We start from the raw sequence: 14,140 nt of genomic DNA, 5'->3' as shown, positions 1-14,140 counted from the left end.
CGGTCCGGCCGCGAGCGCCTCAGCCGGTGGCCAAGCGGAGGGCCTTGTCGAGGACGCGCTGGATGTGCACGCCTCGGGTGACGTCGACCCGGTGTGTCGTTTGCCCGGTGTTGACCAGTTCGACGAACTCGTCGAGCAGTTGGGCGTAGGCGTCGGGCGCGGGTGTCGCGCGGCCGGACAGCTCCAGGTAGGCGAGGTCGTTGACGCCGTAGACGGCCAGGTCGGTGACGGTGGGGCGGGTTGGGAGCGCCATCGAGAGGGTGGCGGTGCTGGTGCGGCCGCCCTCGTGCTGGAGCACCAGCTGCCAGATGTCCGGCTCGCCCCGGTGCGCGGCGAGGACGTCGGTGACCGGGCCGAGCGCGGCGTCGAGCAGGTCGACCACGTGCGGCCCGATGTCGGCGAGCGCGCCGCCCGCGTGTCGCCACGCCGAGTGCGAGTACGCGCCGCCCAGGAGCGCGCCGGAGAGCCAGCGCGCGCTCGCGCCCGCCCAGCCGTCGTGGGCCTCGATCTGGGCCAGCCACTGCACGACCTCAGGCGCGAACCGCCGGATGAACACCACGATCGAGGCGACCCCGGCCTGCTCCACCGCGGCGGCCACGCGCTGCGCCCCGGCGAGATCACCGGCGACCGGCTTCTCCAGGATCACGTGCTTGCCCGCCTCGGCGGCCCGGATCGCCAGCCCCTCCTGCACGCCCGGGGGAACGGCGAACGCCACGGCGTCCACCCGCTCCAGCAACTCGGTGAACTCCCCCACGACCGGTGCGCCCAGGGCAGCCGCGGCCTCCGGCCGACGAGCCCACACCGCCGTCAGCTCAACCCCGGGGTGCGCGAGCAACCCCGGCCCGTGGACCGTCGTCGCCCACGGCCCCGCTCCGACCAACCCGACCCGCAGCACGCCACTCATGCGCCCATCCTGGGGCACCCCACCCGGCCAGGACAGCCCGACCCACCCCTGTCCGCGCTGATCTTGCCCAGGCCTGCTCAAGCCGCATTGGCAGGCACGTGGTCGATCCGGACAACGAGCCCGACGATGCGCGCCTCAGCCAGGCCGCTCTCCGTCGACGGCCCGCACGGACCCGGTGCTCTCAGCGTCCACAGCGGATCGGCCGCTACTCCTTGGTGAGGACCACCCGGAGCTTGTCGCCGTCGCGAATGATCTCGGGCGTCGTCTTCTCGATCACGCGCTCCGCGGCGACGGCGGCGGCCACGGACCCGGCCTCGTCCAGCTCGGCCAGCGTCATCCAGGTCGGCGGGAGCAGTGCCCGGCTCCCGGTCTTCCAGTCGGACATGGCCGTGGCCGGGGTCTGCCAGATCGCGTCCTCGGCCTCGGTCGTGGCGCCGTCCGCCTGCTGGCCGGTGGGCATGGACGCGAGGAAGAAGCGGGTGTCGTAGCGCCGGGGCTCCGGGACCGGGGTGACCCAGTTGGACCACGGCCGCAGCAGGTCCGCGCGCAGGACGAGGTCGTTGGCGGCCAGGAACTCGGCGAAGGAGTACTCGCGGTCGACCAGGGCCTGGCGGGCCGCGTGGAACGGACGGGTGTCGGAGACGACGCCGGCCCCGTCCGGGCCTGCGAGCAGGACGCCGGACTCCTCGAAGGTCTCGCGGACCGCCGCGCAGACGAGGGCCCGGGCGAGGGACTCGTCGCAGCGGAAGCGGGCCGCCCACCACGACGGGGGCTCGCCGTGCCAGCGGATGGTGGTGTCCGCGTCGCGCTTGTCCACGCCGCCGCCGGGGAAGACGGTCATACCGCCCGCGAAGGCCATGCCCATGACGCGGCGCAGGAGGAAGACCTCCAGTCCGGTCGCCCCGTCGCGGACGAGCATGACGGTGGCGGCGTCTCGTGGGACGACAGGCGGATAGGGCGCGTCCGGCGGGGCGAACCCCTCCGGCAGGACCATCTCGTCAGGCAACTCGGGCACGGTGCGACCTTAACCGGGGTTACTGTCGGGTCGGCCGAACAACCCGCCACCGAACGGAGTGTCGATGTCCCACCCCGCCTACGGTGTTTCGCGCCAAGTGACGCCGTTCGCGAGCGTCGTTCTTGAAGACAACCCCGGCCCGATGACGCTCGATGGCACCAACACCTGGTTGCTGCGGGCACCGGACTCGACCCGTTCGATCGTCGTCGACCCCGGCGAAGAGGACCTGCCCCACCTGCAGCGCGTCTTGGCCGAGGCCGGGGAGATCGAGTCCATCCTGATCACCCACCACCACGCTGATCATGTCGGTGGCGCTACCTGGCTGGCGGAGAGGGCCAACGCACCCGTGCGCGCGTTTGACCCCGACCTGTGCCGCGGTGAAGGACCCCTGCGCGACGGCGACATCCTCCAGCTTGCCGGGCTGGACCTAGAGGTCCTACACACCCCGGGGCACTCAGCTGACTCGATCTGCTTCGCCATCGATCACGCAGGTAGCTCTGCCGTGCTGACCGGCGACACCATCCTCGGCCGGGGCACCACGGTCATCTCCCCACCCGACGGCGAACTGGGCTCTTACCTCGACGCACTGAAGACACTCGCGGGGCGTAAGCCGGGCACGGCAGTACTACCCGGACACGGCCCAGATCTCCCGGATCTCGTCGCTGTCGTCCAGGAGTACCTGGCCCACCGAGAACAACGCCTAGACCAGATTCGGGGCGCTCTGGCGCAACTGGGCCCCTCAGCCACCCCACGCCAGATCGTCGAGGTCGTGTACGCCGACGTCGACCAGTCGCTGTGGGCGCCCGCCGAGTGGTCGGTCCGGGCACAACTGGAGTACCTGCGCGGGCAGCCTTAAGCACGAGACCGCCGGGCCAACAGCGGCCCGGCGGTCTCATCAGCTAGGGAATCGGCGGGATGATCGTGAAGGTCGGATCACCGGGCCTACCGCCGTTGCCCGGTCGGCCCGGGGTGCCGCCCCCACCACCGCCCCCGCCGGTACCCGGACCGGGGATGTCGGTCGTGCCGGGCGGTGGGATCGACGGGTCGGTCGTGCGCGGCGGCGGCACGTACCCGGTGCTCACCTGCAGCGTGATCGTCTCGCCGATCAACGCGGCCCCGCGCGGCGACTGGCCGACGACGGTGCCCTTCTTGCGCGCGTCGTTGCGGTCCTTGACGACGACCTTGTAGCCCGCGTCCTGCAGGGTCCTGGTCGCGTCCTCCTGGCTGAGGTTGATCACGTCCGGGACCTTGATCTCCGGGCCGCCGTCGACGTAGCGCGGGTCGATGAGGGGCAACTCCGCCCTGGGGACGCCCTCCATGTAGCGCTTCATCATCGCGAACCAGGTGCGCGCGGGCACCTTGCCGCCGTAGATGTTGCCGTTGGTGCCGCACAGCCGCGGTGGGTCGTAGTCGCAGATGCCCTGCGGCTTGGGGCTGTCGTTGAAGGTCAGCACCGCGGCGGCGTACTGCGGGGTGGCGCCGACGAACCCGGCGGACTTGTGCTCCTGGGTGGTGCCGGTCTTGCCCATCATCGGCCGGTCCCAGCCGACCGCCTGCGCGGCGAGCCGGGAGGTGCCGCCCGCGATCTGGTCGTCCTTCGACAGGCCGGTGACCAGCGTGTTCGCCAGCGGTTCGGCGATCGCCTGCTCGCAGGGCTGCTCGTTGACGTCCACGGCCTTGCCGTTGCGGTCGAGCACCTCCAGCAGCGGCGATGGCGGGCACCACACACCGCCGCTGACCAGCGTGGCCGCGACGTTGGCGAGTTCGAGGGTGCTCACCGGGCCGGGGCCGAGGGTGAACGACGCCTTGCCCGCGCTGTTGCCGCTGGGCTTGAAGAAGTCGTTCTGGCTGAGCCGGTACTCCGCCTCGGTCCGGCTGGGGTCCGGGTCGACGCCGCCCATGCTGGAGGCCATCGTGTCGCGCAGGCCGAGCCTGCTGGCCATGTCGACGACCGGGGCCATCCCGATCCGCTCCTCGAGCTGGACGAACGCGGTGTTCGGGGAGGTGGCCAGGGCGTCGGTGAGCGGCATCTTGTCCGGGTACTTGCCGCCGTTCTTCAGGCAGTACAACCGGGTGTCGCCGTCGTTGGGCGCCGGGGTGCGCGGGCAGGTCTTGCCGCCGCCGGTGAAGACGTTGGAGGTGAACGTGTCCGGCACGTCCACGATGTTGTTGATGCCGCCGCCCTTCTCCAGGTAGGCGGCCGCGGTGAAGATCTTGAAGATGGAGCCCGCGCCGAACTTGTTGGCGATCCGGCTCGGCAGGCCGTAGGTGGTCTGGCCCGCACCGGGGTCGAGGCCGTAGTCGCGGTTGGCGACCAGGGCCAGCACCTGGTGGCGCTCCTTGCCGGGGGCTACGACGGCCATCGTGTTCGCGATGCCCGGCTGCGTCTTGGGCACCTCCGCCTCGACCGCCTCCTTGGCCATCTGGGTGGCCTTCGCGTCGAAGCTCGTCTTGATCGTGTAGCCGCCGGTCTTGATCTGGTCGTCGGTGAACCCGAGCTTGGCCAGGTACTCGAAGACGTACTGGCAGTAGAAGCCGTACTGCGGGCCCGCCCCGACGCAGTTCGCGGCGGGCTTCTTCGGCGTGGGCAGGATGCCGAGCGGCTCCTTCTTCGCCGCCGTGGCCACGTCCGCGGACAGCTTCTGGTTCTCGACCATCTTGTCGATCACGAAGTTGCGCCGCTGCAGCGACTCGGTCGGCTTGCGCCACGGGTTGTAGAGCACGGGGTTGTTCACCGCGCCCGCCAGCAGCGCCGCCTGGGCCACGGTGAGCTTGTCCGGGCTGGTGCCGAAGTACGCGCTGGCCGCCGCGCCGATGCCGTAGACCTCGTAGGCGAACTCGACCACGTTGAGGTAGCCGGTGAGGATCTCTTCCTTGCTCATCTTCTGCTCGAGCTGGATGGCGATCCGCGCCTCGCGCAGCTTGCGCGCGACGGTCTGCTCCTGGGCCTTGGACTGCTCGGTCTTGTTGTCCCGGTTGACCACGTTGATCAGGTAGTTCTTGACGTACTGCTGGGTCAGCGTCGAGGCGCCCTGCACGTCACCGCCGGACTGGTTGGAGATCGCCGCGCGGATGGTGCCCTTCCAGTCCACGCCGTGGTGCTCGTAGAACCGGCGGTCCTCGACCGAGATCAGCGCCGCCTTCATCGTCGGCGAGATCTGCTCGGCGGTGACCGGGATGCGGTACTGGTCGTACAGCGAGGCGATCGGGGTGCCCGCGCTGTCGGTGATCGTGGTGATCAGCGGTTGCGGGGTGGACACGAGATCAGCGGAAACGCTGTCGATCGTGTCGCTCGCCCGGTTCGAGGCCACGCCGAGGGCACCCACGATCGGGAACATCATCCCGGCGACGAGGACCCCGGCGAGCAGGCAGAGGCCGAGAAGTTTCAACAGGCTGTCTCCCACACGCACGGGGACCAGCCTACGCGTGACCCGGTCGGACCACCGTGAAACCGTCACGCGAAGTGCCGTTCGGACGACACCACCTGGCGTATTGACTTTCTGTAACACCTGCGTCCGTCGGCGTGTTCGATGGAACCGGGACCCAGTAAAGTTCGTCAACGTCTCACGACAGCGCCGAACAGGTCCGCAGGTGGAGCTGGAAGGCACCGGTACCGGGGGGTATCGGGTTTCAGGGTCGCGACGACGACAGGGGTGGGGGATATGCATCTCGAAACTCAGCAGGCCGATTGGCGGGTCCGGGCCACGTGCCGGGACGAAGACCCCGACGGGCTTTTCGTCCGGGGTGCCGAGCAGCGCAAGGCCAAGATGGTCTGCATCGCGTGCCCGGTCCGCACCGAGTGCCTGGCCGAGGCACTGGACAACCGCATCGAGTTCGGTGTGTGGGGTGGGATGACCGAGCGGGAGCGCCGAGCGCTGCTGCGCCGCAGGCCGGACGTGCTCTCGTGGCGCGACCTGCTCGACGACGCCCGCCGCAGGCACCTCTACGACGACATCGACGCCCAGGTCGGTTGATCAGCCCGACCCCTCGCGGCGGCTGGGTGCCGTCGCGCGGGTGAGGGCTGCCCGGCCGAGGGCTGGTGTCCGGTCAGTGCACGGCCAGCCCGGGAGCGTTCGCCAATGCGATCGAAACCCGGCGGGATCGAGATATCAGCGGTGGGGGGTCTGCCGCGATGTCCCGGTTCCCGCCGGGGACGATCGTCGACCTGTCGTGCCCTGGGTCAGCCGCCCGCGAGTTGGTCACCGATGTCGCGCAGGCCCGCCAGGTCGTGCACGTCCGCGGCGAGCGCCGGGACGTGGGCGAGGGAGACCGCCGGGTGCGCCTTGGTGAACCGGGCGATCAACCGGCGCTCGCGCTGGGCGAGGGCGACCCGGTCGGCGTGCAGGCGCAGCACCGCCGCCGCCAGCGGGGCGCCGCCGCTGGCCTCCAGGTTCTCCGCGGCACCGAGGGCTTTGGCGGCCGGGAGCTGGGCCAGCACCGGGTGGGTCCGGTTGACGACCAACCCGGCCAGCGGCATGGACTCTTCAGCGAGCCGCTCGACGAAGTAGCTGGCCTCGCGCAGCGCGTCCGGCTCCGGGGCGGCGACCACGACGAACGCGGTACCGGAGGAGCGCAGCAGTTCGTAGGTCTTGCGGGCGCGCTCGCGGAAGCCGCCGAACATGCCGTCGAAGGCCTGCACGAACGCGGACGCGTCGGCGAGCAACTGACCGCCGACGATGGTCGACACGGCCTTGGCGAACAGGCCGAACCCGGCGCTGACCACCTTGCGGATACCCCAACCGCCCGCGCGGGCAGGCGCGGTGAGCAGCTTGATCATGCGGCCGTCGAGCGCGGTGGACAGCCGCTGCGGCGCGTCGAGGAAGTCGAGCGCCGACCGCGACGGCGGGGTGTCGACGACGATCAGGTCCCAGGTGCCGTCGGCGGCGAGTTGGCCGAGCTTCTCCATCGCCATGTACTCCTGGGTGCCGGAGAACGACGAGGAGATGGTCCGGTAGAACGGGTTGGCCAGCACCTCTTCCGCGCGCTTCTCCCCCGCGTGCGCGATCACCATGTCGTCGAAGGTGCGGCGCATGTCCAGCATCATCGCGCTAAGCGAGCCCTTGGGTTCGAACCCGGCGACGCTGACCTCGCGCGGCACGTTGCCCAGTTCGGCGAGCCCTAGCGCCTGGGCAAGGCGGCGGGCCGGGTCGATGGTCAACACCACGGTCGCACGACCGCGCTCGGCGGCTCGGACCGCTATAGACGCGGCTGTGGTGGTCTTACCTACGCCACCGGAGCCACAACAGACGATCACCCGGGTGTCGGGGTCGTCGATGAGCGTGTCTATCTCCAAGGGGCTCACCTGACCCCCTGGTCCACAAGCACCTCGGCTAGCTCGTAGAGCGTGCCTACGTCGATACCGTCAACCTGCTCCGGTAGCTCTACCGCGGGCAGATCGATCTCGGCCAACTGTTCGCGGGCACGCTGCTCGGCTTGGACGCGGATGGCGTGCTCCACGGTCTCTTCGACCAGTCCATCGAGGACACCCTCGGACAGAGCTAGCCCTGCCGCCTGCAGCCCCGCGCGTACCCGGGAAGCGTCGACCCTGCCGTCGGCGGCAGCGGTAACCGAACGTGCGGGCAGCCGGGGTGGACGGACGCGGTTGAGCAGGATCGCCCCCGGTCGCAAATCCGCACCGTCGAGCTCTTCGACTGCCTCGATGGTCTCGCGCACCGGCATCTCCTCGAGCAGGGTCACCAGGTGCACAGCGGTGTCACCGGAGTGCAGCAGCCGCACGACGCCGTCGCTCTGCCCCTTGATCGGCCCCACCTTGGCCAGGTCGGCCATGGCCTTGGTGACGTCGAGGAACTTCACGATCCGGCCGGTCGGCGGGGCGTCCACCACCACCGCGTCGTACACGTGCCTGCCGGTGTCGTCGGTGCGGGTCACGCACTCCTTGATCTTCCCGGTGAGCAGCACGTCGCGCAGGCCGGGCGCCAGGGTCGTGGCGAACTCGATGGCGCCCATCTTGCGCAGCGTGCGGCCCGCGAAACCCAGGTTGTAGAACATCGACAGGTACTCCAGCAGCGCCGCCTCGACGTCCACGTGCAGCGCGCGCACCTCGCCGCCGCCGGGCGCGGAGGCCACCTTCTCCTCGGAGTAGGGCAGCGGCTGCGTGTCGAACAGCGCCGCGATGCCCTGCCTGCCCTCCACCTCCACCAGCAGGACCCGCTTACCGCCGGTGGCCAGCGCCAACGCCAGCGCGCCAGCCACAGTGGACTTGCCGGTCCCGCCCTTGCCGGTCACCACGTGCAGCCGCGCGCGGGCGATCTGCTCGGTCCAGCCGACGACAGGGGTGGTCACCATTTCAGCGTAAATGCCCGGTTACCCGCCCCGCCCCCCGAGTACCGGGTGATCAGCGCCGCCTCAACCCACCAGGAGCAGCGCGGACGCGACCACACCGACCACGATCACCGCGCCCCAGACGACCCCGGCGGGCAGCACGGTGATGGTCAACACACCCAGCACGACCAGCAGGGTGAAGGCGACCGCGCCCGCGATGGCGACCGTGCCGGAACGCCCGGTCCGGTCGCGCACCTTGGCCATCGCCAGCAGCACCAGCACCAGCCCCGCGACGCCGAGCAGCGCGGTGGCGATGACCCGCCAGGACTCCATGGCGCAACGGTACCGATCACCCGGCGCCTCACGCGGCGACGTGCGGGTCTTCACGGGCTGTCAACGGCTAGGGTGAGCCCCGACCTGGTCGGTCGACCGGGTCGACCTGCGACGAGGTGAGGGACCGGCCTTGGCTGAGTTGACCAAGTGGGAGTACGCCACCGTGCCGCTGCTGATCCACGCGACCAAGCAGATCCTCGACCAGTGGGGCGAGGACGGCTGGGAGCTGGTCTCGGTGCTGCCCGGGCCGACCGGCGAGCAGCTGGTCGCGTACCTCAAGCGCCCCAAGGGGGCGTGAGATGAGCTGGCGCGCGCGATTGGCCGACCTGGGTGTGGAACTCCCCCCGGTCGCGGCCCCCATCGGGTCTTACGTGCCCGCGTCCCGCTCCGGGTCGCTGGTGTTCACCGCGGGCCAGCTGCCCGTGGTCGGCGGTGAGCCGCTGGCGACCGGCAAGGTCGGCGCCGAGGTGAGCCCGGAGGAGGCGCAGCAGCTGTCGAGGGTGGCCGCGCTCAACGCCCTCGCCGCGATCGACAACCTGGTCGGCCTGGACGCCGTGGTGCGCGTGGTCAAGGTCGTCGGGTACGTCGCCTCCGCCGAGGGGTTCACCGGCCAGCCCGCGGTGCTCAACGGCGCGTCGGACTTCCTGGCCGAGGTCTTCGGCGAGGCGGGCGTGCACGCGCGCTCCGCGGTCGGGGTGAGCGAGCTGCCGCGCGGGGTGCCGGTGGAGGTCGAGCTGACCGTGGAGGTCGCGTGAGCGCCCACGAACTCCTGCTGCGCCTGGCGGGCAGGCTCAACGACCGCCAGCTGTGGCGCTTCCGCGACTGGCTGGCCGCCGACGCGGTCGACGCCGTGGCCAGGGCGCTGCCGCTGACCCTGCTGCGCGAGCGGGTGGCGATCACGCCGGAGGAGTACCGGATCGCGGTCAGCGCCCTGATGGGTCACGGGGCGGACGCGGAGAAGCTCAACGCGCTCGCGTGGGTGGACGAAATCGGCGAACTCGACTACACCTTCTCCGCAGAGTCGCCCGAATGGGTGAGCATGGGCGATTCGGTCGCCGTGGTGCTCAGCGCGATGCTGCGTGGTCGACCCGAGGTGGTCGAGGCGCGGTCGAGCTGGCGCAGGGGACGTACTACCGGGCCGGTCGCCCGGGTCGTGCTGGTCACCACGACCGGTGACGCACCGAGGCTGGCCGGGGAGCTGCAGCGGGTGCTGCGGGCTCTGGGCACCTACGAGCCCGCGGTCGAGGTGCTGCCCGTCGGCACCGAGTTGCCGAGGTACCACCAGGCCGCGTTGGCGGCCTCGGAACCGCTGGTCGCCGAGGGCCACCTGGTTCCCAGCTAGGCGCTCGCACGAGAGGGGACAGAACGTGACGCAGGTCTCGCCAGGCAAGGGTTCGTGGGCGGGGGTGGCGCTGCCGGTCCGCGTGCACGACATCCTGCTGGTCCTCGCGGGCAGGTTGGACGACGACGCGCTCGCCGACGCCAGGGAGCTGCTGGCCTCGGCCGAGGTCGACCGGGCGCTGGAGTTGATCGCGGGCTGCCTGGTGTCCGGCCCGGTCGGGGTGAGCAAGGGCGAGCGCGAGGAACTGCTCGCCCTGTTCGCCGCCGCCAACGCCGACCCGTCGGTGGTCGAGCGGCTGCGGCTGGTCGAACCGGAGGTCATGACCCGCCACCGCTTCGGCGCGGGCAAGGTCGACGGCGTCGGCGCGGAACAAGGTGTCGCCGAGGCGATCAACCGGGTCCTCGACGCCCTCCCCGACATCCGCGCCGTCTGGTCCGTCTGGCGCCTGACCCCGTCCGGCGCAGCGACCGGCGCGGTCCCGCACCGGGTGGTCCTGATCGGCGTAGGCCCAACCGGCTCCGCGGCCGCGACCGCGTACCGGGTGGAACACGCCCTCCGCCGCGCAGGCCTCACCGCCTCCGTCGAGGTCCTCCGCGACGGCACCGAACCAACCGACTACCACCACACCGCGATGCGCTACGCCACCGAGGTACTGGTCCCCCGCACCCCACCCGCCCCCATCGTCAAGGCGGCGTCGAAGGTAGCGGAAACCTGGACCAAGGAAGACCCGGTCGACGAGTCGCTCAACGACCAGGAACTCGGCCTGCTGCGCCAACTCCAGGAAGAACTGGCCCGCCGCGAACAGACGGACACCCCAGCAACCGACTGGCAGGGCGACCTGGGCCCGACCGAGGGGCCCCCGTTCGACTGGCACGAGGCGAACAGCTCGACGATGGTCAACGGGGTGCCACTACAGCCCCCGGACAACCGCAGCTGACTTTGCTTTGCCGGAGGGGCCTCACTGAGGCCCCTCCGTTCTTTTTGGCACTGTTGTCGCCCGGGGTTGTTGCCCACGAACAAGATCAGGCCCTGTCCGCATCACTGCGAACAGGGCCTGATCTGTGTCGGGGTGACAGGATTTGAACCTGCGACCTCTTCGTCCCGAACGAAGCGCGCTACCAAGCTGCGCCACACCCCGAAAGTGGAACGGGGAGAAGTCTAACGGACCCGTGCACTGGCTCCGAACCGGGCTCCCTTAGAGCCGTCCAGCGCCGGGTCTGAGCTGGTCAGGCGCGGTACGAGGGTCAGCAGGCTGGCTTCTGGCGGGCACGCGAACCGCACGGGCGCATACGGCGACGTTCCCAGACCCGCCGAAACGTGGAGCCAGGTGTGGGAGCCCCAGCGGGAGCTGCCGCGGGCTCGTCCCCGGTCCAGTTCGCAGTTGGTGACCAGGGCGCCGTACCCCGGGATCCGCAGCTGTCCGCCGTGCGTGTGCCCGGCCAGCACCAGGTCGTACCCGTCCTCGGCGAACCGGTCCAGCACGCGGGGCTCGGGCGAGTGCGTAACCCCGAGTCGGAGCGTCGCCTGCCTGTCGGGCTTGCCCGCGATGTCGTCGTAACGGTCGCGACGGAGGTGGGGGTCGTCCACGCCTGCGGCAGCGATGGTGCGGCCGTCGACGGTGAAGAGGGTGCGGTTGTGCGTTAGGTCGATCCAGCCGCGCTCAAGCATCGCGGCACGAAGGTCCTTCCAGGGCAGCGGGATGCCGTGGATGCGCTTGTTAGAGGGGAACAGATAGCGCGCGGGGTTCTTCGGCTTAGGCGCGTAGTAGTCGTTGCTGCCGAAGACGAACACACCAGGCCGGTTCAACAGTGGACCTAGGGCGCGCACGACAGCTGGCACTGCCTGCTTGTGGGCGAGGTTATCGCCCGTGTTGACGACCAGGTCGGGGTTGAGCTCGTCCAGCGCGGCCACCCAGCGCTGCTTCGACTTCTGCCCGGGCAGCATGTGCAGGTCCGAGATGTGCAGGATGCGCAGCGGCCGGGCACCCTCAGCGAGCACGGGCAGGGTCGCCTGGCGCAGCGTCCAGCGGGTTCGCTCATAGCCAGCCGCATAGGCGATGGTCGCCACGCCCAGTGCGGTGGTGCCGATGGCGATGCGACTGAGGGTCCTCACTACGTCACTCACACCCACGAGCGTACGGGTTCGCCGCGACAGGGCTGAACGATCAGTACTGTTCCACCCATGGCCGAGCTTAAGAACCGACTCCAGGCAGACCTCACCTCCGCGATGAAGAACCGGGAGAAGACCCGGCTCGCGACCCTGCGCATGGCGTTGGCGGCGGTCACGACCGAGGAGGTCGCAGGCACCGAGGCCCGCGAGCTGACCGACGACGAGGTCCTCAAGGTGCTGGCGCGCGAGGTCCGCAAGCGCAAGGAGGCCGCCGAGGCGTTCTCCGGCGCCGGTCGGGCCGAGCAGGCCCAGCTGGAGCTGGACGAGGCCGAGGTCCTCAACACCTACCTGCCCAAGCAGCTCGACGACGCCGAGATCGCGGCCTTCGTGGACGAGGCCGTCGCTGAGGTCACCACCCAACTGGGTGAAGCTCCCGGCCCGCGCCAGATGGGACAGGTCATGAAGGCCGCCAACGCCAAGATCGCAGGCCGCGCCGACGGCGGGAGGGTCGCTGCGGTGGTCAAGGCCAAACTGACCGGCTGACCTGTGTTCACCACCGGGGAACTGCTCCTGATCCTGTCGATGGGCTTCGCCGCACCCGCACTGCTGAGCCTGATCGCAGTATCGGGGGTCCAGCTGGCCAAAGCCCGCCAGGAATGGTCCGACTGGCAACTGCATGGCGGCGACAAACCCACGTCCGGCTACTTTGCCCGGGTGGGCGTACTCGGCGCGGTCACGGCCGCAGTCGTCCTCACCGGCCTACTGACCATCCGCTCCGTGGGCTGGCGCACCGTAGAGATCCAATTCGGCACCGCCACCCTCATCGGCATCTCGCGCCTAGCCCGCCAAGCCTTCTTCATCGCGCGAACCAGCCAGGCCACCCGCTGAGCCGAACACGCACAGGGCAAGTCCAACGCGTCAGCGACTAGGCAATAATCCCGTCTCCGGCGTTCTCACGCTCCGAAACGCCGCAGGATAGTTGTACAACTTGATCCACGACAGGCGAAGATGGGTCCAGCATGAGCCAAGACGACCTTGACGACTGGGCCTTGGAACTGGCGCAGGCGATCGTCAAGCAGAAGACCGACCAGTTCTCCGGGATTGGCCTGATCCTGTACTCGCCGCCCTTGCGCCTGCCCACTGTTCGAATGGTCGAGAACGAACTTGTCTCCATCTCCGTGCGCGACTCGACCGAAAGCGCCGAGCTACTGACCCCGCTGGCCGACAAATCCAGCCCGTTCCATGACGGGTTCCACCTGATTCGGGCGGACTGCCTGGAACTGACACACATATGCCAGTTCGTCTCACCTCCGATCCCCGAAGGCGTCACTTCGATCATCACCGGGACAGCCGTCGGCGCGAGGAACATGTCAGCGCTGCTGACATCCCTGGCCCCCAGCATCGAACTCGCCGTTGCGATCAGCCAAAGCGGTCGAATCGTGGTTTACAAGGAAGGCCGCATTCGATTCGACACCGCAACGCCGGGGGCTGCGAGGCGCTTGCCTTGAGCGCAGCTGACCTCAAAAGGTTCGCGGTTACCACCGCCATCGTGGCACTCGGCACCTTGGCGTTACAGGTATGGTTGATCGATTCTTGGCAAATCGGCCTGCACACATTGCGCAGAGCCACTCTCGCCGTTACTGCGACCACCCTGTTCTGGGCCACATACGCGAAATGGGGCTGGAAGTGGCGGCTGCTTCGACTCATCTTCGAACGCCCGCGTATCGCGGGAACATGGACAGGCCACTTGGAGTCGAACTGGGTGCCACAAAATCAGGAAGGCACGACGACAATTCCGATCATCTTCGTGATCCGGCAAACCCTCCTGACCGTAACCATACAGAGCTACACGCAGGGCATGGAAGGTTCGTCTCAGGTCGCCAACCTAATAACTCAAATTGACAGCGGATCCGTGCTGGTCTCATACGTCTACATGCTACGCAGAGAGTTCACTCCCGGATCAGGCCACCAACAGGGCGCGGGCGAGCTACGCCTGTACGGCAAAGACGAACTCAGGGGCGCGTATTGGACCAACGACGGGAATCGCGGGCGCATAACCCTGCGCCACATCGATAAAAAGCACTGCACCTCGATCAAAGAAGCTCAGGGCCTTCTACCCCTGAGCAAGTGGGCGACCTTCTCCTAGGGAGCCCGG

General features: G+C 69.3%; 17 protein-coding genes and 1 tRNA gene. 10 read left to right on the top strand and 8 right to left on the bottom strand.

Translation table 11 applies throughout. The annotated features are described in order from the left end of the window. Nucleotides 1-19 precede the first annotated feature (19 nt). Both LV75_RS15775 and LV75_RS15770 read right to left on the bottom strand, forming a co-directional pair. The gene (locus LV75_RS15775; protein WP_253887636.1) at nt 20-904 is read right to left on the bottom strand and encodes a Gfo/Idh/MocA family protein; all 885 of its coding nucleotides are present in this window, start codon (nt 902-904) and stop codon (nt 20-22) included. A 205-nt stretch (nt 905-1,109) separates the two neighbouring features. Then, nucleotides 1,110-1,898, bottom strand: a complete 789-nt coding sequence (locus tag LV75_RS15770) for an NUDIX hydrolase (protein ID WP_253887736.1) — start codon at nt 1,896-1,898, stop codon at nt 1,110-1,112. Between the two features lie 85 nt (nt 1,899-1,983). Between LV75_RS15770 and LV75_RS15765 the strand changes: the two genes are divergently transcribed. Continuing rightward, complete coding sequence (locus LV75_RS15765; RefSeq protein ID WP_253887635.1) at nt 1,984-2,775, top strand: MBL fold metallo-hydrolase; 792 nt, start codon at nt 1,984-1,986, stop codon at nt 2,773-2,775. A 43-nt stretch (nt 2,776-2,818) separates the two neighbouring features. On the opposite strand, the gene LV75_RS15760 is transcribed toward LV75_RS15765, so the two are convergent. Further along, on the bottom strand, nt 2,819-5,329 hold the full coding sequence (locus tag LV75_RS15760; RefSeq protein ID WP_253887634.1) for a transglycosylase domain-containing protein: 2,511 nt from the start codon (nt 5,327-5,329) through the stop codon (nt 2,819-2,821). Between the two features lie 252 nt (nt 5,330-5,581). Here LV75_RS15760 and LV75_RS15755 point away from each other — a divergent pair, with 252 nt between their 5' ends. Continuing rightward, nucleotides 5,582-5,893: a WhiB family transcriptional regulator gene (locus LV75_RS15755; RefSeq protein WP_253887633.1), complete on the top strand. Its 312-nt coding sequence runs from the start codon at nt 5,582-5,584 to the stop codon at nt 5,891-5,893. Nucleotides 5,894-6,099: 206 nt separating this feature from the next. Here LV75_RS15755 and bagB read toward each other — a convergent pair whose 3' ends face one another. The 3 genes from bagB to LV75_RS15740 form a co-directional block, all read right to left on the bottom strand. Next, entirely contained in the window at nt 6,100-7,221 is a 1,122-nt protein-coding gene (gene bagB / locus LV75_RS15750; protein WP_253887632.1) for an ATPase BagB, read from the bottom strand. Then, nucleotides 7,218-8,222, bottom strand: a complete 1,005-nt coding sequence (gene bagA, locus LV75_RS15745; RefSeq protein WP_253887631.1) for an ATPase BagA — start codon at nt 8,220-8,222, stop codon at nt 7,218-7,220. Before bagA ends, bagB begins: the two co-directional genes overlap by 4 nt. Before the next feature lie 63 nt (nt 8,223-8,285). Further along, on the bottom strand, nt 8,286-8,534 hold the full coding sequence (locus LV75_RS15740; RefSeq protein ID WP_253887630.1) for a hypothetical protein: 249 nt from the start codon (nt 8,532-8,534) through the stop codon (nt 8,286-8,288). A gap of 139 nt (nt 8,535-8,673) precedes the next feature. Between LV75_RS15740 and sp36 the strand changes: the two genes are divergently transcribed. The 4 genes from sp36 to LV75_RS15720 are packed head-to-tail and all read left to right on the top strand — an operon-like array spanning nt 8,674 to nt 10,813. Continuing rightward, nucleotides 8,674-8,832, top strand: a complete 159-nt coding sequence (gene sp36, locus LV75_RS15735; protein ID WP_204456144.1) for a Sp36 family protein — start codon at nt 8,674-8,676, stop codon at nt 8,830-8,832. Nucleotide 8,833: 1 nt separating this feature from the next. Next, complete coding sequence (locus LV75_RS15730) at nt 8,834-9,289, top strand: RidA family protein (RefSeq protein ID WP_253887629.1); 456 nt, start codon at nt 8,834-8,836, stop codon at nt 9,287-9,289. Further along, the gene (locus LV75_RS15725; RefSeq protein WP_253887628.1) at nt 9,286-9,876 is read left to right on the top strand and encodes a hypothetical protein; all 591 of its coding nucleotides are present in this window, start codon (nt 9,286-9,288) and stop codon (nt 9,874-9,876) included. The genes LV75_RS15730 and LV75_RS15725 overlap by 4 nt, the downstream gene beginning before the upstream one ends. A 25-nt stretch (nt 9,877-9,901) precedes the next feature. Then, nucleotides 9,902-10,813 carry a hypothetical protein gene (locus LV75_RS15720; protein ID WP_253887627.1) on the top strand — a complete coding sequence of 304 codons (912 nt, stop codon included), beginning with the start codon at nt 9,902-9,904 and terminating at the stop codon, nt 10,811-10,813. Nucleotides 10,814-10,940: 127 nt separating this feature from the next. On the opposite strand, the gene LV75_RS15715 is transcribed toward LV75_RS15720, so the two are convergent. Together LV75_RS15715 and LV75_RS15710 are read right to left on the bottom strand one after the other, a co-directional pair. After that, nucleotides 10,941-11,014 (bottom strand) — tRNA-Pro (locus LV75_RS15715). A 20-nt stretch (nt 11,015-11,034) separates the two neighbouring features. Continuing rightward, nucleotides 11,035-12,006 (bottom strand): metallophosphoesterase, encoded by a 972-nt coding sequence (locus tag LV75_RS15710; RefSeq protein WP_253887626.1) that lies wholly within the window; start codon nt 12,004-12,006, stop codon nt 11,035-11,037. A 51-nt stretch (nt 12,007-12,057) separates the two neighbouring features. On the opposite strand from LV75_RS15710, the gene LV75_RS15705 reads away from it, so the two are divergent. From LV75_RS15705 to LV75_RS15690, 4 genes are all read left to right on the top strand, one after another. Continuing rightward, nucleotides 12,058-12,528: a GatB/YqeY domain-containing protein gene (locus tag LV75_RS15705; RefSeq protein ID WP_253887625.1), complete on the top strand. Its 471-nt coding sequence runs from the start codon at nt 12,058-12,060 to the stop codon at nt 12,526-12,528. Between the two features lie 3 nt (nt 12,529-12,531). Next, complete coding sequence (locus LV75_RS15700; RefSeq protein ID WP_253887624.1) at nt 12,532-12,873, top strand: hypothetical protein; 342 nt, start codon at nt 12,532-12,534, stop codon at nt 12,871-12,873. 131 nt (nt 12,874-13,004) lie between these two features. Further along, on the top strand, nt 13,005-13,493 hold the full coding sequence (locus LV75_RS15695) for a hypothetical protein (protein WP_253887623.1): 489 nt from the start codon (nt 13,005-13,007) through the stop codon (nt 13,491-13,493). Then, nucleotides 13,490-14,131: a Cap15 family cyclic dinucleotide receptor domain-containing protein gene (locus LV75_RS15690; protein ID WP_253887622.1), complete on the top strand. Its 642-nt coding sequence runs from the start codon at nt 13,490-13,492 to the stop codon at nt 14,129-14,131. Before LV75_RS15695 ends, LV75_RS15690 begins: the two co-directional genes overlap by 4 nt. Nucleotides 14,132-14,140: the final 9 nt, after the last annotated feature.

This window comes from Actinokineospora diospyrosa (assembly GCF_024171925.1).
Lineage (GTDB): Bacteria > Actinomycetota > Actinomycetes > Mycobacteriales > Pseudonocardiaceae > Actinokineospora > Actinokineospora diospyrosa.
The sequence above is the reverse complement of the archived record's forward strand: the minus strand, read 5'-3'. Positions and strand labels throughout refer to the sequence as shown.